Here is a 23,639-nt window from a genome sequence, read left to right as displayed (position 1 = left end):
ACTGAATTTAAAAAGATTTAATCAAAATTTTGAAGTTCCACGAGTTTGTGATAAGTTCCACGTTGGAGGATAAGATCGTGGTGAGTTCCCTGTTCTACGATATCACCTTTTTCCATAACGACAATCCAGTCGGCTTTTTGAATGGTTGATAGTCGGTGGGCAATCACTAATGAAGTTCTGTTTTCCATCATTTTCTCAAGGGCATCCTGAACAAATTTTTCTGATTCTGTATCCAAAGCAGAAGTTGCTTCATCCAGTATCATAATCGGTGGGTTTTTCAGAACGGCTCTTGCGATAGAAACTCTTTGTTTTTGTCCGCCAGAAAGCTTTCCTCCATCATCTCCGATGTTGGTGTCATAGCCATTCGGGAGTTGGGTGATAAACAAGTCTGCATTGGCTATTTTAGCGGCAGCGATGACTTCTTCTCGAGATGCTTCGGGTTTCCCCATCAGAATATTATTGTAAACGGTATCGTTAAAAAGAACGGATTCCTGTGTTACCATCCCGAGTAATTTTCTATACTCTTCAATTTTTAAATGTTTGATGTTGGTTTCATCAATCAAAATTTCCCCTTCAGAGACATCGTAGAATCTTGCTAAAAGGTTGGCAATCGTCGTTTTTCCACTACCACTTTGCCCTACAAGAGCTACCGTTTTACCTTTCGGAATGGTAAGGTTAAAGTTTTTGAGAATCAAATTAGATTTATCATAATAGAAACCAATGTCTTTAAACTGAATGTGAGCATCTAAATTAGAAATTGAAACTGGTTCTGCGATTTCTTCAATTTTCACATCGGCATCCAAGATCTCCAAAACTCTTTTTAATGAGGCTTCACCTTTCTGAACATTAGAAATAGAAGTTGATAAACTCTTTACCGGAGGCAAAATTTGGAAGAAAATACCCAAGAAAACAAGAAAGTCAGCGGGTGAGATACTTTGCTCTACAATAATCTGTTTTCCGCCATACCAAGCGATAATTAAGAAAGTTACTGAGCCCAAAAATTCGCTCATTGGCGATGCTAATTCTTTCTTTCTGCCCAGTCTGATTGAGCTGTTAATCCATCTCTGCATAGACTGCATGAAACGGTTATCCATTATTTTTTCGGCACTGAAAATCTTGATTACTTTTGAAGATTTCAGGGTTTCATCTACGATAGAAAAAATATTTCCCATTTCGTTTTGGGCTTCATGGGAATCTTTCTTCAAACTTTTTCCAATCAGAGCAATCATTGTTCCCATTACCGGTAAGACCAAGAGGGAGAACAGAGTCATTTCAGCACTTAAAAAGAATAAAGTAATCAAGGTGCTGATTAACATAAACGGAGCATTGATCAACTCTACCAAACTTCCCAAAATATTACCTTCCACTTCACCCACATCATTTGACATACGCGACATCATATCGCCTTTTCTGCTTTCGGTAAAGAATGATACCGGTAAAGAAAGAATCTTGCGGTACATCGCTCCACGAAGATCTTTGGTAACTCCTACACGATAATTAATCAATAAATAAGATCCAAGATATCTAAAGAGATTTCTCAGTAAAAACATAAATGCTGTAACAATACACAACCAAGCGAGTACTTGCAAGGCACCGTGCTGCATTACCAGACTCTGTACATAGTAATTTGCATATTCTTTTAAATAAGTGAAGAAATCTAAAATTTCTCCTGAATACACTGGAGGAGACTTGTACTTTTCTGGTTTTATAGTGCCAAAAAGCATTCCTAAAACCGGTAAAATGGTTCCTAATGATGCAATCTGAAATACGGAATACAGCAAGTTGAAGAATAAACTTCCGTAGATATATTTCTGATGGGGTCTTGCGAATTGCAGTATTTTTTTATATTCGTTCATTCAATAAAATTGGATAGCAAAATTAATTAAAATATAATGATAAGACGTTTTTAATTGAATTTTACTTTGTCGTTGTACTTGGGATTGAAGTTTTTTGTGTTTAATTTTTCCAAAGTCTTCCCAAAATTATTGATTAACAGGGTAAGATTATCGAAGTCAACAACAGTAATGTCATCGTTCAATTGGTGGTAATGCTTTATTTTACTCATGTCGGCTGTGGAGATAGAATGGGCAATTATTTTTTTCTTCACAAAACTTACGTTGTCTGACCTGTAAAATAGTTGTTCTGATGCGTACGGGTCTGGATGAATTTTCAAACCGTTGACCGCATTTTGGTTAAACAGTTCGTCCAAATCAGAAAATTCGTCACCAGTAATGAAAACTGCATTTTTACCAAATTCAGACTCAGTAGCTACCATTTCAAAATTGAAAAGTGCAGAAAGATTACCGTATAGTTTGTCTAAATTTTTATCCTTAGAAATTGCGGTAGAGCCCAACATACCTTTTTCTTCACCATTGAATGCCATGAAAACCATTGAGAACTCAGGTTTTTTATCTTTAAAATAATCTGCAATACCTACTAAGGTGGTAATTCCGCTGGCATCATCATCTGCACCGTTATAGATCGTGTCGTCACCTTCCTTTTTGCTCACCCCAATATGATCGAAATGTCCCGAAAAGCCTAAAGTTTTTTCAGATTTTCCTTTTTTGATTCCGCAGACGTTATATGCCGTTTTTCCTTTGTAATCAAATGGAACGAGATAAGAGTTGCCTGTACAGTATTCTAAATTGTTTTCTTTGAAAAGTTTAGCAATGAAATGGGCGGCATTATCATTTTCTGGAGTCCCTATTTCCCGCCCTTTCATTTCATCAGAAGCAAGAACTGAGATCACGTTTTTTACTCTGTCCACAGAAACGTCCTGCGCAAAAGCTGTTGCGGAGAAAAGAGTTAAGATAAGATAAGTTAGTTTTTTCATATAGAAATGTTTATTTTTTGTCTGAATATTTCGGAAAAGCAATTTTTCTTCCTTTTTTAATCAGGTAAAGGGTATCTGCTTTTGCGTTTTTAATTACTTTATATGGAGGCAGTGTTTGTCTCCAATTGAATACAATTTCATCGTCATAGTGAGAATACTCTTCTGTTAAAAAAGATATTCTTTCATCATTTTCTTTTGCCTTTATTGCATAATGATAAGTACCCGGTTTGTACGTTTTGTTACGAATATTGAATAAATATCCGATTTCTAGATTTTCATCTATGTTGGCATTAATTTCAGCGTCAAAGAAACTGGGCGTCTTTTCGTTTTCTATATCGGTAGCTCTATTTAATTGAGGTAAAATTAGGAAACCTAAAATAAAAAAAGAACCTATAGCGATTGCTTTGTTTAAATCCTTTTTAAACATTAAAAAATTTTAGTTAAAAATAAAAAAAACAGCTCCAAAAGAAGCTGTTCTTACTCAAAAAAAATCATTGTAAGGTTATCGAAGCCTGTCTACAGATTTTACGAGCCTCTCATCTTTCTTGATAAAAATATTTGCCAAAAACAAACAAATTACCGCGATCAATGGAAAAACCGGCTCAATACCCTTCTCAGGAAAATCAATTCCTCCGGATAAGTTTTGCATCCAGTACACCAATATACCAATCAACAAAGCGTTTATAATGATGCTGATGTTATTCAGCATGATTTGTCTTTTTCTGTTTTTAAAGCTAAACAAACTAAATGCGCCTACCAAAACCAAAACAATTGATGAGATGCTGATCAACGGGGTTTTCCCGAAAACTTCTACATCCTGTCCCGTAATATATAGGAATGCTGCCGCTAAAACTGACAGCAAAATCCAAATAGTTTGTATCCTTTGTAACATAGAATTTTAAATTCAACAGCAAAAATAACATAAATTTTGCACAATTCAAAAATAAGTGTAGATTTGCAATATACAATGTACTTGAAAACAAAAGTCACCGGACTTACTTTTCTTACTCACAACTAATTACATTTTCACTTTAAATATGTTTAACATAGAAACGTTAAGGTCAAAATCCGTAACGGAATTGGCTAAAATCCTCAAAGATTTGGGCGTTAAGGTTGCAAGAAACAGCACAGATAATGATAAAATCTTCGCCGTTCTTGATTTTCAGGCTTCTAACCCTAAAGTTGCAAAAGATTACTTCAATACTACAGAAAGCAACGCTGAGCCTGAAGAAAAACCTGCCGCAGCAGAAAAAGTGGTGAAAGCTGCTCCAAAAAAACCAGCACCCAAAAAACCGGCAAGACCAAAAGCTGCCACAGAAATTCCCACAGAAGCAGAACCTGCAAAAACAGAGAAAGCAACAGAAGAAAAAGAAGTTATTGCAGAAGCAATCGTAAAAGAGCCTGCTAAAGGAGCTGTAGAAGAGAGAACTTCAAACAATGCTTCAAGACAAAAGCGAAAAAGAGTAAATCCTGCCACAACCTCTGAACAACAACCTCAGGAGAAAGAGGAAACTCTAACAAATACAGATTCTCAAGCAGCTGCAACAGCACCAACACAAGCAAGAGAAGATAGACCTAAAAGACCAGAACAGCAAGCTCAAAATCCAAATCAAAAAGGTCAAAACCATCCACAGCAAAACGGCGGAAATCCTCAAAACAGAAATCAGAACAATAACCAAAATCAGAATTCTAACCAAAACAACCCTAATCAGAACCAGAATCCTAATCAAAACCAGAACAGAAATTCTGAAAGACAGGAGGAAGTTGAATCTAAAAAAGAATTCAATTTTGACGGAATGGTTAGTATTGAAGGTGTTTTAGAGATTTTACCGGATAACTACGGGTTTTTACGTTCATCAGATTTCAGTTATATCTCTTCACCGGATGATGTGTATGTTTCTACAGCACAAATCAGAAATTTTGGTTTAAAAACGGGAGATACTGTGAGAGGTATTGTACGTTTGCCAAAAGAAGGTGAAAAATATTTTTCATTATTAAAACCTACAGAAGTTAACGGACGTGATTTGGCATTTATCAAAGACCGCGTTGCTTTTGAATATCTTACGCCACTTTTCCCGGAAGAAAAATTTAATCTTTCAGGAGACAATTCTACAATGTCTACGAGAATTGTAGATCTTTTTGCACCCATCGGAAAAGGTCAGAGAGCAATGATTGTTGCTCAGCCTAAAACCGGTAAAACCATGTTGCTGAAAGATATTGCGAATTCTATCGCAGCCAATCACCCGGAAGTGTATATGATGGTACTTTTGATCGACGAACGTCCTGAAGAAGTTACCGATATGGAAAGAAGTGTAAATGCAGAAGTTATCGCTTCTACATTTGATGAAGCTGCTGATAAGCATGTAAAGGTTGCCAACCTTGTTTTAGCAAAAGCTCAGAGAATGGTAGAATGTGGTCATGACGTGGTTATTTTATTAGATTCAATCACAAGATTAGCAAGAGCTTACAATACAGTAACTCCGGCTTCTGGAAAAGTGCTTTCTGGTGGTGTAGATGCAAATGCTTTACATAAACCAAAAAGATTCTTTGGTGCGGCAAGAAAAATTGAAAACGGAGGTTCGTTGACGATTATCGCAACAGCATTGATTGATACAGGTTCTAAAATGGATGAAGTGATCTTTGAAGAATTTAAAGGTACCGGAAACATGGAACTTCAGTTAGATAGAAAAATTGCCAACAGAAGAATTTATCCTGCCATCGATTTAGTTTCTTCCAGCACAAGAAGAGATGATTTATTGCTTGATGAAGTGACTTCACAGAGAATGTGGATTTTCAGAAAATATCTTTCAGAAATGAATCCTATCGAAGCGATGGAATTTGTCAACAAAAATATCAGAGGAACTCTGAATAACGAAGAATTTTTAATGTCTATGAATAGATAGACATGCGTTAATATTGTTTATAAGAGCACAGATTTCGGTCTGTGCTTTTTGTTTTCATTAGATTTAAAATTTCTAATCAAACTATCAATGTTAAAGATTTATTAAAATAATCTGCAATTTTTGATATTGGCTTAAATATTGGCTAAATTTACATATTAACATTAAAAATTAAACTTATGTCATTTGAATTACCAAAATTAGGATATTCGTACGATGCTTTAGAGCCTACAATTGATGCAAAAACAATGGAAATCCACCATACAAAGCACCACCAGGCTTACATCGATAATTTAAATAAAGCGATTGAAGGTACTGATCTTGCAGAATTGTCTATTGAAGATGTTTGCAGAAATGGTGTTGAAAAGCCTGCAATCAGAAATAACGGTGGCGGTCATTTCAATCACTCATTGTTCTGGGAAATTTTAACTCCTGGCGGAAGTAAAGAACCTGTAGGAAGCGTAAAAGCTGCTATTGAAAATTACGGTGGTCTTGAGAAATTCAAAACTGATTTCTCTGATGCTGCCAAAACAAGATTCGGTTCTGGATGGGCTTGGCTAGTAAAAAACGAAGATGGATCTGTATCTGTAACTTCTACTCCAAACCAGGATAACCCTTTAATGCCTGTTGCAGATGTGAAAGGAACACCGGTTTTAGGCTTAGATGTTTGGGAGCACGCTTATTATTTGAACTACCAAAACAGAAGACCTGATTACGTAACTGCATTTTTTGATGTTGTAAACTGGGATAAAGTTGAAGAGTTATTTAATAAATAATTGTTTTCATAGATATAAAAAAGGTTCAGAATTTTCTGAACCTTTTTTTTACTAAAATCTTGTGACGTCAGCTCCACTGAGTCCATTCATCTTGAGTTTGTACTTCCAATTGACGTAGGCGAAAACCTGATACAATTTATATTCGAACTTGATTCCGTATTTTTCTTTCGGATCATAATCAATAGAAGATTCTATCACATTTCTGTATCGTCCTGATGTGTAGTAGGAATTCCATTCTGAAACGAGCATCGTGTTTCTGCTTTTTAAAAAACTTTCAGAATATTGGCTGATCGGTTTGGCAATAGCATTCAGGAAATAATCAAACTGAGTATCAATTACGGTAAGTTCCCATTCACCATCATCATTTTTCTCCGGTTTCATTGCAGATTCTTCTTTGTCATTCTTTGGTGTAGTCTGAGCTAAACAACCGAAAGGAATTATGATCAAAAATAATAGTAGAGTTACATTTCTCATAATGATAAAGTTACATAAAAAAAGCGCCCGTTGAAGAGTGATTTAAAATTTATTTTTTAATGTATTCTTTTTGAATTACTGATACTGCCGGAAAATGATCGCTATAGCCGCCTGTGAATCTATCGCCATCCCAAGAACGGAAAGGATATCCTTTCCACTGCCCTTCTTTGTTAACCAAGTAAGATGGAGCGAATATTTCAGCTTTAAATAAACTGTAGGTAGGAGTTATTTTTTCTGTTGAATATAAATTTCTTGAAATGATGATCTGATCAAATAAATTTGGTGCATCTCTATAAGCTAAAGAGGCTATACCGGCCTTATATAATTTGTACATCAGATTATAATAAGGAGATTTGTCTGATAATTCGCTTGGGTCACCAACAGCTCCCAAATGTTTTTTTAAACTCGGGCTTATAGGGTCATCATTATAATCTCCCATTGATATTAACTTAATTTCAGGATTTTCAGAAGACAGTTTATTCATTTCATTTTTCAAAACAACTGCAGCAGCATTTCTTTTTTGCTGAGAAATAGCTTCGCCACCACTTCTTGATGGCCAGTGATTCATAAATAAGGCCATTTTTTCACCGTCTAATAATCCAATGACTACCAAGACATCTCTTGTGTATTGCCTTCTTCCTTCCTCATTGTAAATCTTAATTTCCTTAGTGTAAGAATCCTGCACGATAAATCTGTTTTTCTGATAAATGACGGCAATGTCGATTCCTCTTGCATCATATGAATTGTAATGCACAATTCCATAGTTGCTTTTTGCTAAGATTGGCTGTTTTATTAAGTCTTCAATGACTTGCCTGTTCTCAACTTCTATAAGACCGCAAATTGCGGGATTATCATTTGTATACTGCCTTCCCAATTCGGAAATTACTTTGGCTTCGTTTGCCAATTTCTGATTGTAGTATTTTGTGCCCCATCTTTTAGGGCTGTTGGGTGTAAAATCGTCTGCCAATACTTGTCTTCTGATAACCTTTTTTCCTACTAAAAGTTCATTGCTCCATTCACCTTTGTAGTCTTCGGTAGTTTCTAGGAATTTCAAAGAATCTAAGCTTACACTTCTATGAAATTTAGGATTTGAAAAAGGAAGGGTTCCATCAATATAATCTGCGGATGCAACAGTGTCCCATAGATTTTCTACGTTAAGAAATGCAACAGCAGCGCGCTTTACCTGTCTTTGCTGAGCACAAATAAAATAAGAATGCATTAGGAAAATAATGATTAAATATTTTTTCATTTTGTGTGTTTTTCGAGATAAATTAGAATGTAATCAGACTTATTTCTGCAGAATTAAAATTACGATTTTTTCACTTTCGTTCTGTATTTTAATAAAAATAATTTATCCTGACAGTGAATTATTTTAGAATTCTATAAATTTTTTTTTGTTGTAATGAAAATAATATTAATTTTATTATTCAATTCAAACACAAAACACCAATCCCATTAATATGATGAAAAAATTATCTCTCATCACTTTGTTGACTTTTTTGCCAGCTTCGTGGTACTTTGCACAGACTACTGTTTTCGCTTATGTAAAGGCAGAAGACGGAAAGCCATTAGAAAGTGCAGAAATCGATATTCAGCAATCTGAGGATGATGTCACTGCTGATAAAATAGGTTATTTTCAATTTGTTGACTTACCACCGGGTCACTATCTCATTACCATTTCAAAGCAAGATTTCGAGTCAAAAATTTTAGAATTTGATGTCACATCAGACGAAAAAAGAAAAGACTTAGGCGTTATTGTACTCAATCATCATTGGGGAGCAGATGCAGGAGTTGTTCTCATCGATGATTCTGCTTCAGATACTGATGACGGTGGTTCAGCCATGCAACCCACGGTAGGTTTATTAAGCTCCGGAAGAGACATATTTCAGAATATTTCTGCATTTGAATTGGGAGCGTATTGGTTCAGGCCAAGAGGAGTCGACAACAGATACGAAGATGTTATCTTCAACGGAGTTTCGATGTCAAAGAATGATGACGGGAGAATAGATTTTAATAACTGGGGCGGTTTAAATGATGTCACAAGGTATCCACATGAAAACGTAGATAATATCACTCCCTCAGAATACGCATTTGGTAACTTGGGAGGTGTAGCTTACTACAATACAAAAGCATCCACTTACAGAAAACAGACTTCATTAGCCTATTCATTTACGAACAGAAGTTATCTGCATAGAGCCATGGCAACGTATTCATCCGGAATGAATAAAAAAGGTTGGGCATTTACATTTTCCGGAAGCAGAAGATGGGGTGATAATGCTGTCATCGATGGAGTTTATCAGGATTCGTATGCTTATTTCGCTTCTGTAGAAAAGAAATTCAATGATAGACATTCTATAAACTTTACCGGATTTGGTTCACCTACTTACAGAGCTTCAAATTCACCCAATACGCAAGAGGTCTATGATATTATGGGAAAAAACTACAATTCTTATTGGGGTTGGCAGGATGGTGAAAAGAGAAATGCAAGAATCAGAAAGGTATTCGAGCCGGTCTTTATGCTAACGGATTATTTAAAAATAGGAAAAAACTCAAATTGGATCAACACGGTTTCTTATCAGATTGGAAGTGATGCCAGAAGCAGATTAGATTGGTTTCATGCTGCAGATCCTAATCCGACCTACTATCGAAAACTTCCAAGTTACGGTCTGTTATCTGCTGATGAATTTCGTGAGCAATCTCAAATAGATTGGAATTATCTGTATAAAACAAACTATTTAAACCTGAAAAATATGGACGGTACAGATAGAGGTGCCGTTTATACAGTGGTAGAAGACGTTAACAAAGATAAAACGTTCAATTTTGCATCACATTTTGATACAAGACTGCAGGATAACTGGAAACTCAACATTAATTTTAATTATCAAAACCTTAAGTCTGATAATTTTAGAAGGATCAAAGATCTGTTGGGAGGAAATTTTGCATACAATCTAAATTCTTTTAATAACGACGTACAATTTAATGTAGATGACACAAACGTTCAAGTAAAGGCAGGTGACCGTACACAATATTCTTATGAATTGCTGAGAAGCCAATATTCTTTAAATATTTCTTCGGAGATCGATTTCAGTAAATGGAATATTGCAGCATCTATTTTCAGTTCTTATTCTGAGGCACAGAGAGAAGGTCATTACAGAAGCGGAATTACAAGATTTAGAGATAATTCGAAAGGAAAGAGTCATAAATATGAGGCTTTAGACGCAGGTATTAAAGGAAAGATTACTTACAAAATCAATGGTAAAAATTTTATCGTTTATAATGGCGCTCTATTTAGCCTTGCTCCAACGCTCAACGAAATTTATATAAATCCACGAGCTGTAGACTATGTAACACCCAATGTTAAAAATCAAATTATTAATTCAAATGACTTGAGCTATATTCTCAGAGGTCAAATTTTGAAAATGCGCTTGACGGGATATTACACTACAATCAGCAACTCAACGGAAATTTCAAGATATTATGCAGATACGACCGATGAAATCGGAACATCTTTCAATACACTAGTTAATGAAGCAATCACCAATGTGAGTAAAAGATATGCAGGGCTAGAATTGGGTTTTGATTTTAAAATTACACCGACCTTCAATGCTGTTGGGGCGGCAAGTGTTGGAGAATACACTTATACAAGCAATGCCAATGTTTCTACTTTTGATGATCTTAATGGTTTTAGGGGAGAAGAATTTTGGAAAGGAAAAGCCAATATTAAGGGGTATAAAGTGGCAGGTACTCCTCAAAAAGCATTTTCTTTCGGTTTAAAATATAATTCGCCAAAGTTTTGGTGGGTAGGAGCCTCTGCTAATTATCTGATGGATCAGTACCTCGATTTTTCAGCATTGAATAAAACACCGTACTTGTATACGAACCCTGCTACTAATGATCCTTACGAAGGTGTTACTCCAGAATTGATCCGACAATTAACGGCTCAGAAAAAGTTTGACGATCAGTTTATGCTTAATGCAAACGCAGGGAAATCATTTCTTTTAGGAAAATACAGAATGGGAATCAGTCTTTCTGTGAACAATATTCTTAATAACAGAAACTATGTTACCGGAGGTTTTGAACAAGGAAGATTGGTTAATTTGCTTAATGCAGTCGAAGAATCGGAAAGATCGATTCCGCATTTTGGTCCAAAACTTTGGTACGATAGGGGGACTACTTTTTTCACAAATGTTTATTTAAGATTTTAAAAATACACCATGAAAAAAAATAATTTATTAATAAAATATATTCTCATTATCATTTCTTTTTTGGGGATAATAGGTTGTGTGCATGACGATAAATATGACGAGCCGAATCTGGATAGTTATGAATGTGCTGATCTCACTGCAACAATGTCGTTAACACAGTTGAGGGCAAAGGTTGTTAATACAGTATTCGCTTTTTCAGATGATTCTCAGGATGTTGTAGAAGGATATGTTTCTTCAACTGATGAGACGGGTAATATCTATAAAACGATCTACATTCAGGATAAACCTGAAAATCCGACCCAGGGTTTTGTAATCAGTGTCGACATGGTTAGTACCTACACAAAATTTCCCCAAGGGTCTAAAATTTACATCAAACTGGCTGGTTTAGCTTTGGGAACTTATGGTGGAGTAGTGCAGTTAGGAATCAAAGATCCTGTAGGAACATCGACATCAGTTTTAAGAATTCCTGAAAAATTAATTTCGTCAAAGATTTTCAGATCTTGTTTGGTAAGAGAAAAAATTGTTCCTAAAATAATGACCTGTTCCGAAATGATTTCGGCCAATGACCGTTTTATTGGTTGTTTGATTCAGGTTGATAACGCAGAATTTGACAGCAGAGTTTTGTGCACCAATTTTGCACCAAATGGAGTAACTGTTGATCGAATGATAAAAGATGCGTCAACGACCACTGCAAGAATTGTGAGGAACAGCGGCTATGCGTCATTCGCCAATCAGATTTTACCTTCAGGAAACGGAAAATTTGTGGGTATTTACAGCAAATACATCTCTACCTATCAACTCTACATCAATAAAGTTTCAGATCTTGAGATGAATAAGTTTCCAAGAATAGATGGTATTTCGACAAATCCTTGTGAATACAGTGATGTTGGATTGGTACAGAAAACGGTAGCTGAGATTAAGCAGTTAGCTACAGCTCCGCTAACTCAGATTACCGGAGATTTTGTACTAAAAGCTAAAGTTATAGCAAATGATAAATCGGGAAATCTTTTTAAATATATTTATGCAGAAGATACAAGTGGAGGAATTAAAATTAATATCGACAAAAATGATTTGTTTAATGACTCCAGATTTGCTGTTGGAAAAGAAGTTTATGTAAAGCTTAAAAATTTATATATAGGTACTGTTTCTGGAGAGATGCAGATTGGAGCACCATTTAGCGGAGCGGTAGGAAGAATTCCCGAAGCCGATATCTACAAACATTTTTTTGATTCAAATAAACCTTTGGCATCCATAATTCCTACAGAGAAAATGATTAGTCATATTAACTATAGTGATGTTGGGCGGTGGGTTAAAATTAAAGATGTTCAGTTTAGTTTTCAAGATTTGGAAAGAACTTATGCGGGGGCGATCCCTACAAACAGAATACTCGAAGATTGTTTAGGAAATCAAATTATTGTAAGAACAAGCAACTTTGCAGATTTCGCAGACGCCACCTTAGATTCTGGTAAGGGCGATGTCTATGCAATTGTGGGGTTTTTCAATGGAACTTATCAGTTGATTCTTAAAGATCTTTTGGGAGCTGATCTGGATAACGTAAGATGTGACGGCTCTGTGTATGTTACCTTACCTACGATTAATAGTGATGAATTTTCTTCAGGAGGCTTCAGTTCAGATTGGTTAACTGTGAATGTTGCCGGCGCTCAGGTTTGGTCGACTTCAAATACCGGAAACGGAACAAGCTACTATGCAATAATGAATGGTTTTAATACCACAAATGCAGCCAATGAAGACTGGTTGATTTCAAAATCAGTAAGTTTAGCAGGGAAAACTAAAGCAGCACTCAGCTTTACCAGTGATGTGAGATATGCGGGCAATTCTCTGCAAGTCTATATTACAGAGAATTATACTGGAGATCCGAGCACTACAAACTGGGTTTTGTTACCCGCAGTTTTAGACAGTAATAATTTAGCATTTGGTGATTGGACTAGCTCTGGAAATGTAAGCCTCAATGCCTTCCTCGGAAAAAATATTAGAATTGCTTTTAAATATACATCCACACCATTTGCATCTGCAACCTGGGAAATTGATGACTTTAAAATAAAGGCTCAGTAAGCAGCTAAAATTAAAAGGGTGAACTATTAGGTTCCCCTTTTTTGTTTTGAGGTCATTATGTGAATTCAAAATAATCACTTTTATTCTGCGAAAACAAAAAACCACCGCAATAAGCAGTGGCTATATTATTTAAACTAAAAATTCTAATTAAAACGAAACCTCATTCACTTCCTTTCCACGTTGAAAATTCATTGTTTTCTGATTTCCTTTATACGCAATGTTGACTAAATTGATCTGTTTCGGAAAGGCGCTTAAAAGAATAGTATTTTTAATTTTTAAGCTGTTTATGTCCGAAACACCGCTTGTTTCAAAATATACCCATACTGTTTCTCCACTTACCTGACTTCCTGTGAAAGTTAAATTTTTGGGAGAATTGTTTACATAAACATCAAAATTATTGTTTACATATTTCTTTACTTCGGCTTCGAAACCTGCCGTGTTGCGGTTGATTTTGATGGCATCCGAAATATGGCTGGTATTCATTTTTGTTGTGAACTTCAGTGTTTTGCTTCCCTCAATATAATCAACTTTCGTCATTGATGAGAAGAAATCTACCGCCATGAAACTCATGAGTGCAAATAGTGATAGAAGACCTGATATGTATAAAAATTTTTTCATCTTAGTTTATTGATTGTTAATCATCTTAGTAAATGTAGATTGCTCAAATATAATGCCAATTAAAAGTTGACATTTACTGCATATTTCTCATAAAAAGCTTTAATATGTTCCACAGCTTCGTCTGCCGTATCTACCACACGATAAAGCTCAAGATCATCAGTAGCAATCATTCCTTCTTTTAATAAAGTATCTTTAAACCAGCCCAGTAAACCTTCCCAAAACTCAGATCCTACTAACACGATTGGGAACTTTCCGATTTTGTTGGTTTGAATTAAGGTAATCGCCTCTGTCAATTCATCCAACGTTCCGAAACCTCCGGGCATCACGATAAATCCTTGAGAGTATTTTACAAACATCACTTTTCTTACGAAGAAATAATCGAAATTCAGTGAGTACATTTTGTTGATATAAGGATTAAAATGCTGCTCAAAAGGCAAATCAATATTTAATCCAATAGATTTTCCCTGAGCATTGAAAGCTCCTTTATTACCGGCTTCCATAATTCCAGGACCACCTCCGGTGATGATTCCGAAACCTATTTTGGTGATTTTTTCAGCAATTTCTGCTGCCATTTGGTAATATTTACTTTCAGGCTTTAGTCTTGCCGATCCGAAAATAGAAACGCAGGGACCAATTTTTGCCATTCTTTCGTAGCCATCCACAAATTCTGCCATGATTTTGAAAACCATCCAGCTGTCTTTGGTGACAATTTCATCCCATGTTTTCTGTCTGAAACTATTGTGTAAAATTGATTCGTTAATATCTAATTCAGGATTTTGTAAACTTTCATCCCTGTTTCCTTCACTTCCCATTGTTTTCTATTTAAAATATTTTTCGGCTTCTATTACAGATGCCGGCCTTCCCACATCAATCAGGATGCTGTTATGCAGAAAACCGTGAATTTTTTCGGTCTGCATCAGATCCAGATATTCTTCCATTACAGAAAATTTGCCTGTTCGCTTAATTTTGTCAAAAATGATCGGATTTATACAATGAACACCACTGAAAGCATAAGGCTTGAATCCTTTATTAAATTCTGCTAATCGCTGTTCTCCGGTCTGTACATTCAGCCATCCTCTCAAAACCAAATCATCATTGAATAATAATTTTCTTGAGCTTTCTCTGTCTGACACTGCTAATGTAGCAAAATCTTTGATCTTCTTGTGGTATTCTACCAAATTATTGATATTAATGTCAGTTAGGATATCGGCATTCATAATCACAAAATCTTCGCCGTGATCTAGGAATTTTTTAGCAAAAATCAAACCTCCACCAGTTTCCAAGAGTTCGTCGGATTCATCTGAAACTTCAATTTTGCAGTTGAAATTATCATTTTTTTTCAAAAAATCTACAATCTGATTACCAAAGTGATGTACGTTGATCACGAAATCTGTGATCCCAAAACTTTTAAGATAGGTGATGTTTCTTTCCAAAAGTGGAATTCCGTTTACCTTAGCCAATGCCTTCGGATGATGATCTGTAAAGGGTTTCAGACGTGTTCCTTTTCCTGCTGCAAAAATTAATGCCTTCATAAATATGGGTAATGTGTAATTGGTAATGAGTAATTTAAATGTTATAAATAATACCAGCGAAGCTACTGATATTATTTATTGTACATTACAGATTACCTATTATTCAGTTGGTGCTGTTCGTCGTGATGAAGACTTACTTCTACCTGATTTCCGTATTTTTCTTCGATAAAATGGGCGATTTTTATTGCTGAATATACCGATCTGTGTTGTCCGCCAGTGCATCCGAAATTAATCTGAAGATTTTCAAAACCTCTTCCCAAGTAGTTGTCAATATTGATGGAAACCATGCTTTTCACCAATTCTAAAAATTTAGGCATGTCTGTTTTTGCCTCAAGATATTCCTGTACACCGATGTCATTTCCGGTCTGGATTTTATATTCTTCCACTCTTCCTGGGTTTAGAATCCCGCGACAGTCGAAGGTAAAACCACCTCCGTTACCGGACTCGTCTTTGGGTATTCCTCCTTTTTTATATGAAAAACTGTGGATGTCTATGTGTAGCATATTTATTTTTTATAATTGTTGGTTGATAAATAATGGTTAATTATGATTTCGTTATCAATGATTTTTATTAAAAATTTAAATCATCTCTTTCATTGACTTCATTCAATCTTTGATCTCTATATTGATCTAAGCTTTATTACGAACATTCGACTCTTGACATTCCAAGGAATGACAAACTTTGCGTCTAATCGTTATGGTTCAATATCTGATCAATTTTAGATTTTGTAATGTCAAGACTCAATTGATCAATTACTTTTTTCAACTCAGGATAATTTTTCATTTCTTCCCAATTGTTTGAAAATAATGTAATATTCTCAATTCCTTTTTGAATGCTGCCGATGAAATGTGGCTTTCTTTGGATCAGTCCTCGGAAACCATACGCACCTAGAACCTGTAAGAACCTCATCAGTTGAATTGGCTTAACCGAGTTTTTTAGTTGATATTGAATTTCTTTATTTTCAAACTGTTGAATATAAAATTCAAGCATTTCGTTTTTAAAATTTTCAGAAAAATTGGCTTTGGCCTGAAATAGAAAAGAAACCACATCGTACATCAAAGGCCCTTTCATTGCTGATTGATAATCAATGAATGAAACTTCATTCTCATCGTTCACCATAATATTTCTGGCCTGAAAATCACGAATCATCAGTCCTTTTGGCTCAAGATTTTCGATGAGGTTGACGAGCTCTTTAAATTCTTTTAAAAGTGAAGATTTATGATATTCCAGCTCTAAAACATCAGCAACGAAATTTTTAAAGTAATACAGATCATGTATAATAGGAAGTTCATCATAACTTTCGTATTCAAATGTCTGTGTAAAATCAATATGATCCTGAGTCTGAGTCTGAGTCTGAAAAAGTTTTTCTAAAGCTTTTTCCACCAAAGATTTCACATTTTCTGATTGTTCTTCTTTGAAAATAATCTCGGAGAGGGTATGATTTCCCAGATATTCCTGAATGTACAATTTTCTGTCATCAGAAACGGTATAAATCTTCGGGGTATTGAGGTGAAAAGATGAGAAAAGTTCAGAAAAATAGAAAAAGCTCTCGTTTTCACGAACATTTTCGTTGTAAGTAATGATGTATGTTCCGTTTTGATTTTTCGCCCGAAAATTAACTCTCGCAGAACCGCTTTGAGCTAAAGTGACAAATTCCGTTGATTTTTCGCCAAAATGGTTTTCAAAAAATCTTTTTGCGTATTCAAAAGTCATAATATGGTAACAAATATAGTAATTTACGCCCGAATTTTTATCTTTGTGAAATGCTAAAGGACTTTAAGCCTGTTTTGGGAATTTTGTTGCGCTTCATCATCATTTATGTGGTGTTGCTATTGGCTTATCAGTTTTATCTGAACAGTTTTAGCGCACTAGGGCTTGATCCTTTTTCGCGTATGATTGTGGAGCACGTGATGTTTCTTCAGAATAAATTAAATTTTCCTACGCTGTTGTACGATGATGTTGCTAATGAACAGGTGTATTATTATGTGAAGAACAAATACGTAACGAGAATGGTAGAAGGATGTAATGCAATATCAGTCATGATTCTTTTTTTGTCTTTTGTTTTTGCTTTTTTTAAAGGAACTAAAACTTTCGTTTTTGCAGTGGCCGGACTTGTGGCTCTCTACGCGATGAATGTTTTGAGAATTGTAGGACTCAATATTGTAACCCGCGATTATCCACAGTATAATAAAATTGCTCATGATTACCTTTTTCCAGCTGTTATTTATGGCAGCGTGGTAATTCTCTGGCTGATCTGGATTAAATTTTTTGCTTTAAAAAATGAAAATTCTTAGTTGGTTTTTAATATTCACAGGGCTGTGCGGCCTTGTTGGCGTGAGAATGCTAGAAGATCATATCTTTTACGATCCATTTTTGAATTATTTTCATGAGGCAAATAAAAATATTGCTTTTCCTGAATTTGAGTGGGTACAATTGGTTCTCAGTCATGTTTTCAGATTTACTCTAAATCTTTTATTCTCATGTGTAATCATTCATTTTTTGTTTAAAAATAAAGAGTGGACGGTACAGGGAGCAATTTTGATCATAATTATTTTTGCAATCACTTTTCCTATTTACCTCTACTGTATTCACGATCGGTTTGAAATTGGATATCTTTTTTCTTTTTACATGCGGAGGTTTGTAATTCAGCCTTTGATCCTGCTTTTGATTGTACCGCTGTTTTATTACAGAAAGCAGATTTTACTGAGGAGCAACCAAGGTTTGTAAACTGAATATCTGAGTTTTAATTCCTATAAAATGCTATAATGTGTAATGGAAAATAACTAATTAATGGTATGTTTTTCAACTCTGGTCACATTTTCGGCAGTCCATTTTATTTTTTTTGTAAAAGGTTGTTCGCGAACCGGGCAATCCATAATCTGACAAACCGGACAGGAGATAGGTCTGCAGTCATCCATGTGAAAATTAAATTCGACTGTTCTTTTTGTGTTTCGGGCTAGAAGGAGGATGACTTTTTCCATTTCGTTATGGGCATCGCGGAGGCTGTAATACCAAGGCAGGGTAATGTGCGCATCAATGTGTAGGGAAGCTCCGAACTGCTGAATTTTCATGTTGTGCACGTCGATCCATTCTGTATGTCTGTTTTTTTCTAATAGGTCAATAATGCTGTTGAGAAGTTCGGGATTCTGCTCATCCATAATTCCGCTTAATGATTTTCGGACGATTTTGTACCCGACAAATATGATGTAGAATCCGAAAAGCAGAGCAACAACGGAATCGATCCAGTCGATTCTTGTGAAATATACGACGATTAAACTCACCACCACTCCTAATGTCGTAAAAGTGTCTGACTGTAAATGTTTTCCAGAGGCAATAAGTACCAATGAGTTTTCTCTTTTTCCTTTTTTTATCGATATATATCCTAATAAATAATTGATAACTGCCGTAACTACAATAATGCTAATCCCCCAATCGAGACCTTTTAAGACTCTTCCCGTCACCAAACTGTTGATGCCTTCATAGATGATCATAATTCCTGCGATGGCGATGAGCGCACCTTCTATTCCTGCTGTTACAAATTCTACCTTTCCGTGACCATAAGGATGGTCTTCGTCTTTCGGTTTTGAGGCTAAATGTAAAGAGTACAATCCCATAAAAGCACTGATAACATTTACGATACTTTCCATAGCATCAGAAAATACGGCATCGGAATTTGTAAGTTTCCATGCGATGATTTTTCCGACAAATAAAATAATTCCAAATGCAGCTATTAACCTTTGGAAACCTATTTTATCTTGATTGGCATTTTTTGTTGACATTTTTTTGATCTTATGGATATTATTAAAAACTCTTCAAAATTTTAAAGGGTGTAATTCTGAGGAGTTTTCAAAGAAATTTTGCTCACTTCAGGATTGGTAGACAAAATTTCACTAAACTACAATCGTAAGCAATAAGCTAATGGATAAGAGCTTTTTTTATTCGATAAAAAAAAGAATCTCTTTTGGAGACTCTTTTCTTTTTTGTTAGTTTATACTAAGTTGTTTGCCACTAAGTATTCTGCAATCTGTACTGCGTTGGTTGCAGCGCCTTTTCGCAAGTTGTCTGCTACAATCCAGAGGTTGAGCGTTTTTGGCTGTGAGAGGTCTCTTCGGATTCTTCCCACGAAAACTTCGTCTTTTCCTTCTGAGTACAATGGCATTGGATATTCGTTGTTTTTCACATTATCCATTACAATTACTCCCGGAGTTTCAGATAAGATTCTTCTCACTTCGTCAAGCTCAAATTCGTTTTCAAATTCGATGTTGACGCTTTCAGAATGACCTCCCTGTACTGGAACTCTTACTGCAGTTGCGGTTAAATTAAATGTGTCATCGCCCAAAATCTTTTTAGGCTCCTTCATTAATTTAATCTCTTCTTTCGTGTAATCATCATCAGCAAATACATCACAGTGAGGCAATGCATTTTTGAAGATTTGATAAGGATATACTTTAGCAACAGAATCATCACCTGCAATTTCAGCATTCAGCTGATCAACTGCTGCTTTTCCTGTTCCAGTAACAGACTGATATGTAGAGACGATAACTCTTTTTAAATCATATTTTTTATTCAAAGGACCTAAAACCATTACCAACTGAATCGTAGAACAGTTTGGATTGGCAATAATCTTATCTTCTTTCGTCAAAACGTCTGCGTTGATTTCAGGAACAACTAATTTCTTAGTGGGATCCATTCTCCAGGCAGAAGAATTATCGATAACGGTAATTCCAGCTTCGGCAAATTTCGGTGCGTATTCTAAAGAAGTTGAACCTCCTGCAGAGAAGATTGCGATATCAGGTTTGGCAGCTATAGCGTCGTCGATGCTTACGATAGTATAATCTACCTGTTTATACTTCACCTGTTTACCTATAGATCTTTCCGAAGCTACCGGAATTAATTCAGTTACAGGGAAATTTCTCTCTTCGAGAACTTTAAGCATCACTTGTCCAACCATTCCTGTTGAACCTACTACAGCTACTTTCATTGTTGTTTAAAAAAATTAAGTTAATATATAATTAAGCTCCAAAGACTCTTGTCCATGGAAATGCAAATGCAAATAAACCTACTGCGATTAATCCCATAATCACGATTCCTAAAGAAATAGTGTCATTAGATTTTACTTTTTTATTGATGATGGTCATCAAAACAGCAGCGATTAACATAGAAAAAGGGTGCTCTACATACTGAAATCTTAAGTCAGCATTTTTCATTACCGATCCCATGTCTAGACCTTTTGTGAAATTCATGATCAGCATAACAATACCTATTAGGAACTGTACGTGAAAGAAGATCATCGTAAAGAGTGTAATTTTTTTCAGGAATTTATTTACTTTACCGCTGTATCCGAACATTACAGTCAAGAGTGCGATGATAAATAAAGACGTTAAAGCGAGCTCCAGATAGCCGAAACCTTTGTGCGCGCTCAGTAAAATTTTGTAAAGATCCATATTTCTATTTTTTCTGTTTATTAAGTGTACAAATATAAAAAAAATCCCAGCGATAAAGCTGGGATTTGGTATTTAATAAGTTCTAAATTATTAGAAGTTGAAAGAAAGATTGGCTGCCCAAGTTCTTCCAAATCCAAAGAATACTCTGTTTGAAGTATCAATTCCTTTGTAGAAATTTGCTGGATTGTTGATGTAAGTGTTATACAATGCTTGTGCTTGTGCATCCGTATTAGTAGGAGTTTTGAAGTCTCCAACATTTTTAACGAAATTGTTTGTTGCTCCGTCTGCAATGTAAGTTGTATCAAATAAGTTGTAAACGTTAGCGCCCACTGTGAAGTATTGAGCTGTGTTTTTTAATCTAATCTTAAATGATGCTCCGATGTCAAACAAGTTGAAGTCTGGTAATTGAAGAGATCCTCTTTCTTGATTTGCAACAGTAGTAAAGGTTGCTGCATCTATAGAAGAATACAATTTACCAACATATCTCCAAGTACCATAAATACTTAAGTCTTTTACAGGTCTTACTGTAGTTCCCAATGATGCGGTTACTTGAGGAATACTGTTGCTGCTGCTTCCTCCTACTTTTACTCCATCAAGGTATAAAGTGTTACTAGTGCTGTTTCCTGCTACAATAACTGGGTTGTTATTGTCATCAAAATTAGCTCCTACAGCATTACCTTTGTATTGATAATCACCATATGATAACATCCCTTGGAATTCTAAGAATTGGAAAGGTTTGTAAACTGCGTCGAATTCAACCCCCATGTGAAGCTGAGTGATACCACTGATTTCTGAGTAGCCATTTACCAGAGCAATTCCTCCAGGTGCTGATGGATCTGCTACGTTGAATACTTGATTACTTCTTCTTAACCATCTATCTTTCCATTCAGTTCTGTACAAGTTAACATTTGCAGTTAATTTTGGTGATCTGAAACCGTATCCAATTTCTGCTGAGAAAATTTTCTCATTAGTCAAAGTAGGATTTAATACTTGATAGTTGCTAGGATATACAGAGTTCATAAACGGCTGCTTGCTGTAGTATCCGATGTTTGCAAATACATTATGATAGTCGCTAATGTTATAGTTAGCTCCACCCTTTATGTTGTAACCAAATAAATCTTTAAATCCTGTTTTAGTGTTAACTATTTGCCCTGTCGTTGCGTTAGGTTGTCTGGTAACACCGTCTTTTACGAAGTTGTCGATTCTTTGGTAGGATTGATTTGATACTGATCCTTGTACAAATGCAGATAAATTATCTTTAGTATATTCTACCTGAGCAAAACCACTATACCAAAGTACTTCACCGTCATTACTGTAACCTACTTGATCTGTTATCGGAGCTGTACTTCCTCCGAATGGATTCCAAGATAATTTTTTATAATCATAAATATTACTTGCTACATAAGGAGCTACATTGGCGTTTTTGTTTTCTTTGTATCCTGAAGCACCGTAAAGATCAGAGACTACTTGGTAATGATATCCATAGTAGTATCTGTCATCAGTTCCCACTGAGAAACTCCAATTATCGTTTACTTTATGTTGGAAGTTAGCTAATATTCCATACCAGTTATGAGAATTAATACTTGCTCTACGAATCAATGTGCTATTAGCTGGGGTCGCAGGGTTGTTTAGGTTAACAGCTTGGTTGGCTGTAAAAATCGCATCATAATCAAAATGCCCTGTAGTATCATAGAAACCAGTAATTCCTTTGTTAGCAACTCTTCCCAATTCGCCAGTTCCACCGCCTCTACCATTAGACATGTAAAGTACAGTACTTAACTTTGATTTTTCGTTCATCGTCCAATCCCAGTTTACCATCATTACCGGTTTAGCGTAATAGTTTGATCTGTTTGCAATAGCATATCTATCACCATTTGCACCTGTTTTATACCCAAAGTCAGAATTGTATTGTCTGTATGGAGAGCCGTCGTTATCTGGATTGAATTTTATGTAATTTGCAATTGTAGGAGCAAATGTTCTTTGATCATGCCACTGTGGAGAAGAAGTCAAAGTAAACTGGAAATTATGCTTTTTGTTTGCTTCCCATCCTAATGCAAAATAGTATGCATATGCTTCAAAGTCTGTATTTTCAATATAGGTACCTCCAGCAGTTCTGCTCATTAAGAATGATGAAGCCCATCCGTTATCGCTTTTACCGGTATTGTATGCAAATGAAGTTTTTAAATAATCATCATTACCTACACCTAATCTTACTACACCGCCTTTTTTCATGTCAGCAGTACGAGTGATAAAGTTCATAGTTCCACCTACAGAAGCAATTCCTAATTTAGATGATCCTAAGCCTCTCTGTGTCTGCATGAAACTTGTAACGTCAGCAAGACCAGTCCAGTTAGAAAAGTATACTGCTCCACCCTCCATATCATTGACAGGCATACCGTTTACCATAACAGCAATATTTCTTGATTCGAAACCTCTCATGGTAATACCACCATCTCCAAATCCACCACCTGATTTTGTAGCATAAACTGATGGAGTAGTGTTTAAAATTTCAGTAAGTTCTTGGTTACCTAATCTCTCGATGATTTGTGCAGCCTTAATAGTTGAAGCAGCAACTGGTGTTTTTCTGTCTTTTGCAATGTCAGTAACACCTTGCAAAATAACTTCCTCAATCTCTTTCGACTTTGTGGTCGTGTCCTGAGTCTGTTGTGCATAATAAACGCTAGCTGTAGAAAGTGAGATCATCACAGTTAGCATCGATTTGTTGATTAATTTCATAATCGTAAGTAATAGTTAGAATTAAATTTTATGCAAAATTCGGTAAAA

21 protein-coding genes are annotated in these 23,639 nt (G+C 35.5%); 6 read left to right on the top strand and 15 right to left on the bottom strand.

Features of this window, described 5'->3' with window-relative positions; genetic code table 11:
- Positions 1-17 precede the first annotated feature (17 nt).
- The 4 genes from AR685_RS07910 to AR685_RS07895 all read right to left on the bottom strand — a co-directional run bounded on the left by AR685_RS07910 (position 18) and on the right by AR685_RS07895 (position 3,725).
- Complete coding sequence (locus AR685_RS07910) at positions 18-1,856, bottom strand: ABC transporter ATP-binding protein (RefSeq protein ID WP_047443153.1); 1,839 nt, start codon at positions 1,854-1,856, stop codon at positions 18-20.
- Between the two features lie 50 nt (positions 1,857-1,906).
- Positions 1,907-2,833 carry a M28 family peptidase gene (locus AR685_RS07905; RefSeq protein WP_059124542.1) on the bottom strand — a complete coding sequence of 309 codons (927 nt, stop codon included), beginning with the start codon at positions 2,831-2,833 and terminating at the stop codon, positions 1,907-1,909.
- 10 nt (positions 2,834-2,843) lie between these two features.
- A complete protein-coding gene (locus AR685_RS07900) occupies positions 2,844-3,260 on the bottom strand; it encodes a hypothetical protein (protein ID WP_059124239.1) in 417 nt (138 codons plus the stop codon).
- Between the two features lie 75 nt (positions 3,261-3,335).
- Positions 3,336-3,725 (bottom strand): DUF4293 domain-containing protein, encoded by a 390-nt coding sequence (locus AR685_RS07895; protein WP_059124238.1) that lies wholly within the window; start codon positions 3,723-3,725, stop codon positions 3,336-3,338.
- Positions 3,726-3,870: 145 nt separating this feature from the next.
- Here AR685_RS07895 and rho point away from each other — a divergent pair, with 145 nt between their 5' ends.
- Entirely contained in the window at positions 3,871-5,736 is a 1,866-nt protein-coding gene (gene rho / locus AR685_RS07890; RefSeq protein ID WP_059124237.1) for a transcription termination factor Rho, read from the top strand.
- A gap of 176 nt (positions 5,737-5,912) precedes the next feature.
- Positions 5,913-6,509, top strand: coding sequence for a superoxide dismutase (locus AR685_RS07885; protein WP_059124236.1), 597 nt, complete (start codon positions 5,913-5,915; stop codon positions 6,507-6,509).
- A gap of 51 nt (positions 6,510-6,560) precedes the next feature.
- Here AR685_RS07885 and AR685_RS07880 read toward each other — a convergent pair whose 3' ends face one another.
- Both AR685_RS07880 and AR685_RS07875 read right to left on the bottom strand, forming a co-directional pair.
- Positions 6,561-6,983 carry a DUF6146 family protein gene (locus AR685_RS07880; protein ID WP_059124235.1) on the bottom strand — a complete coding sequence of 141 codons (423 nt, stop codon included), beginning with the start codon at positions 6,981-6,983 and terminating at the stop codon, positions 6,561-6,563.
- Between the two features lie 49 nt (positions 6,984-7,032).
- A complete protein-coding gene (locus tag AR685_RS07875) occupies positions 7,033-8,232 on the bottom strand; it encodes a hypothetical protein (protein WP_059124234.1) in 1,200 nt (399 codons plus the stop codon).
- Positions 8,233-8,443: 211 nt separating this feature from the next.
- Here AR685_RS07875 and AR685_RS07870 point away from each other — a divergent pair, with 211 nt between their 5' ends.
- Positions 8,444-11,188: a TonB-dependent receptor gene (locus AR685_RS07870; RefSeq protein WP_059124233.1), complete on the top strand. Its 2,745-nt coding sequence runs from the start codon at positions 8,444-8,446 to the stop codon at positions 11,186-11,188.
- Between the two features lie 9 nt (positions 11,189-11,197).
- Complete coding sequence (locus tag AR685_RS07865; protein WP_059124232.1) at positions 11,198-13,261, top strand: DUF5689 domain-containing protein; 2,064 nt, start codon at positions 11,198-11,200, stop codon at positions 13,259-13,261.
- A gap of 147 nt (positions 13,262-13,408) precedes the next feature.
- On the opposite strand, the gene AR685_RS07860 is transcribed toward AR685_RS07865, so the two are convergent.
- From AR685_RS07860 to AR685_RS07840, 5 genes are all read right to left on the bottom strand, one after another.
- Positions 13,409-13,879, bottom strand: coding sequence for a DUF6702 family protein (locus tag AR685_RS07860; protein WP_047443144.1), 471 nt, complete (start codon positions 13,877-13,879; stop codon positions 13,409-13,411).
- 59 nt (positions 13,880-13,938) lie between these two features.
- A complete protein-coding gene (locus tag AR685_RS07855; protein ID WP_082002089.1) occupies positions 13,939-14,691 on the bottom strand; it encodes a TIGR00730 family Rossman fold protein in 753 nt (250 codons plus the stop codon).
- A gap of 6 nt (positions 14,692-14,697) precedes the next feature.
- Positions 14,698-15,411 (bottom strand): NDP-sugar synthase, encoded by a 714-nt coding sequence (locus AR685_RS07850; protein WP_047443143.1) that lies wholly within the window; start codon positions 15,409-15,411, stop codon positions 14,698-14,700.
- Between the two features lie 92 nt (positions 15,412-15,503).
- Positions 15,504-15,914 (bottom strand): RNase adapter RapZ, encoded by a 411-nt coding sequence (locus AR685_RS07845; protein ID WP_047443142.1) that lies wholly within the window; start codon positions 15,912-15,914, stop codon positions 15,504-15,506.
- Between the two features lie 184 nt (positions 15,915-16,098).
- The gene (locus AR685_RS07840) at positions 16,099-17,124 is read right to left on the bottom strand and encodes an aminoglycoside phosphotransferase family protein (RefSeq protein ID WP_047443141.1); all 1,026 of its coding nucleotides are present in this window, start codon (positions 17,122-17,124) and stop codon (positions 16,099-16,101) included.
- Positions 17,125-17,174: 50 nt separating this feature from the next.
- Between AR685_RS07840 and xrtF the strand changes: the two genes are divergently transcribed.
- Both xrtF and AR685_RS07830 read left to right on the top strand, forming a co-directional pair.
- The gene (gene xrtF / locus AR685_RS07835; RefSeq protein ID WP_059124231.1) at positions 17,175-17,705 is read left to right on the top strand and encodes an exosortase family protein XrtF; all 531 of its coding nucleotides are present in this window, start codon (positions 17,175-17,177) and stop codon (positions 17,703-17,705) included.
- Positions 17,692-18,138, top strand: coding sequence for an exosortase F system-associated membrane protein (locus tag AR685_RS07830; RefSeq protein ID WP_047443139.1), 447 nt, complete (start codon positions 17,692-17,694; stop codon positions 18,136-18,138). The genes xrtF and AR685_RS07830 overlap by 14 nt, the downstream gene beginning before the upstream one ends.
- A gap of 56 nt (positions 18,139-18,194) precedes the next feature.
- On the opposite strand, the gene AR685_RS07825 is transcribed toward AR685_RS07830, so the two are convergent.
- The 4 genes from AR685_RS07825 to AR685_RS07810 all read right to left on the bottom strand — a co-directional run bounded on the left by AR685_RS07825 (position 18,195) and on the right by AR685_RS07810 (position 23,591).
- Positions 18,195-19,190, bottom strand: a complete 996-nt coding sequence (locus AR685_RS07825) for a cation diffusion facilitator family transporter (RefSeq protein ID WP_047443138.1) — start codon at positions 19,188-19,190, stop codon at positions 18,195-18,197.
- Positions 19,191-19,399: 209 nt separating this feature from the next.
- A complete protein-coding gene (locus AR685_RS07820; protein ID WP_059124230.1) occupies positions 19,400-20,392 on the bottom strand; it encodes an aspartate-semialdehyde dehydrogenase in 993 nt (330 codons plus the stop codon).
- A gap of 31 nt (positions 20,393-20,423) precedes the next feature.
- Positions 20,424-20,855, bottom strand: a complete 432-nt coding sequence (locus tag AR685_RS07815; RefSeq protein WP_047443136.1) for a hypothetical protein — start codon at positions 20,853-20,855, stop codon at positions 20,424-20,426.
- A 90-nt stretch (positions 20,856-20,945) separates the two neighbouring features.
- Positions 20,946-23,591, bottom strand: coding sequence for a TonB-dependent receptor (locus AR685_RS07810; protein WP_047443135.1), 2,646 nt, complete (start codon positions 23,589-23,591; stop codon positions 20,946-20,948).
- Between the last annotated feature and the right edge of the window lie 48 nt (positions 23,592-23,639).

This window comes from Chryseobacterium sp. JAH (assembly GCF_001507335.1).
Lineage (GTDB): Bacteria > Bacteroidota > Bacteroidia > Flavobacteriales > Weeksellaceae > Chryseobacterium.
The sequence above is the reverse complement of the archived record's forward strand: the minus strand, read 5'-3'. Positions and strand labels throughout refer to the sequence as shown.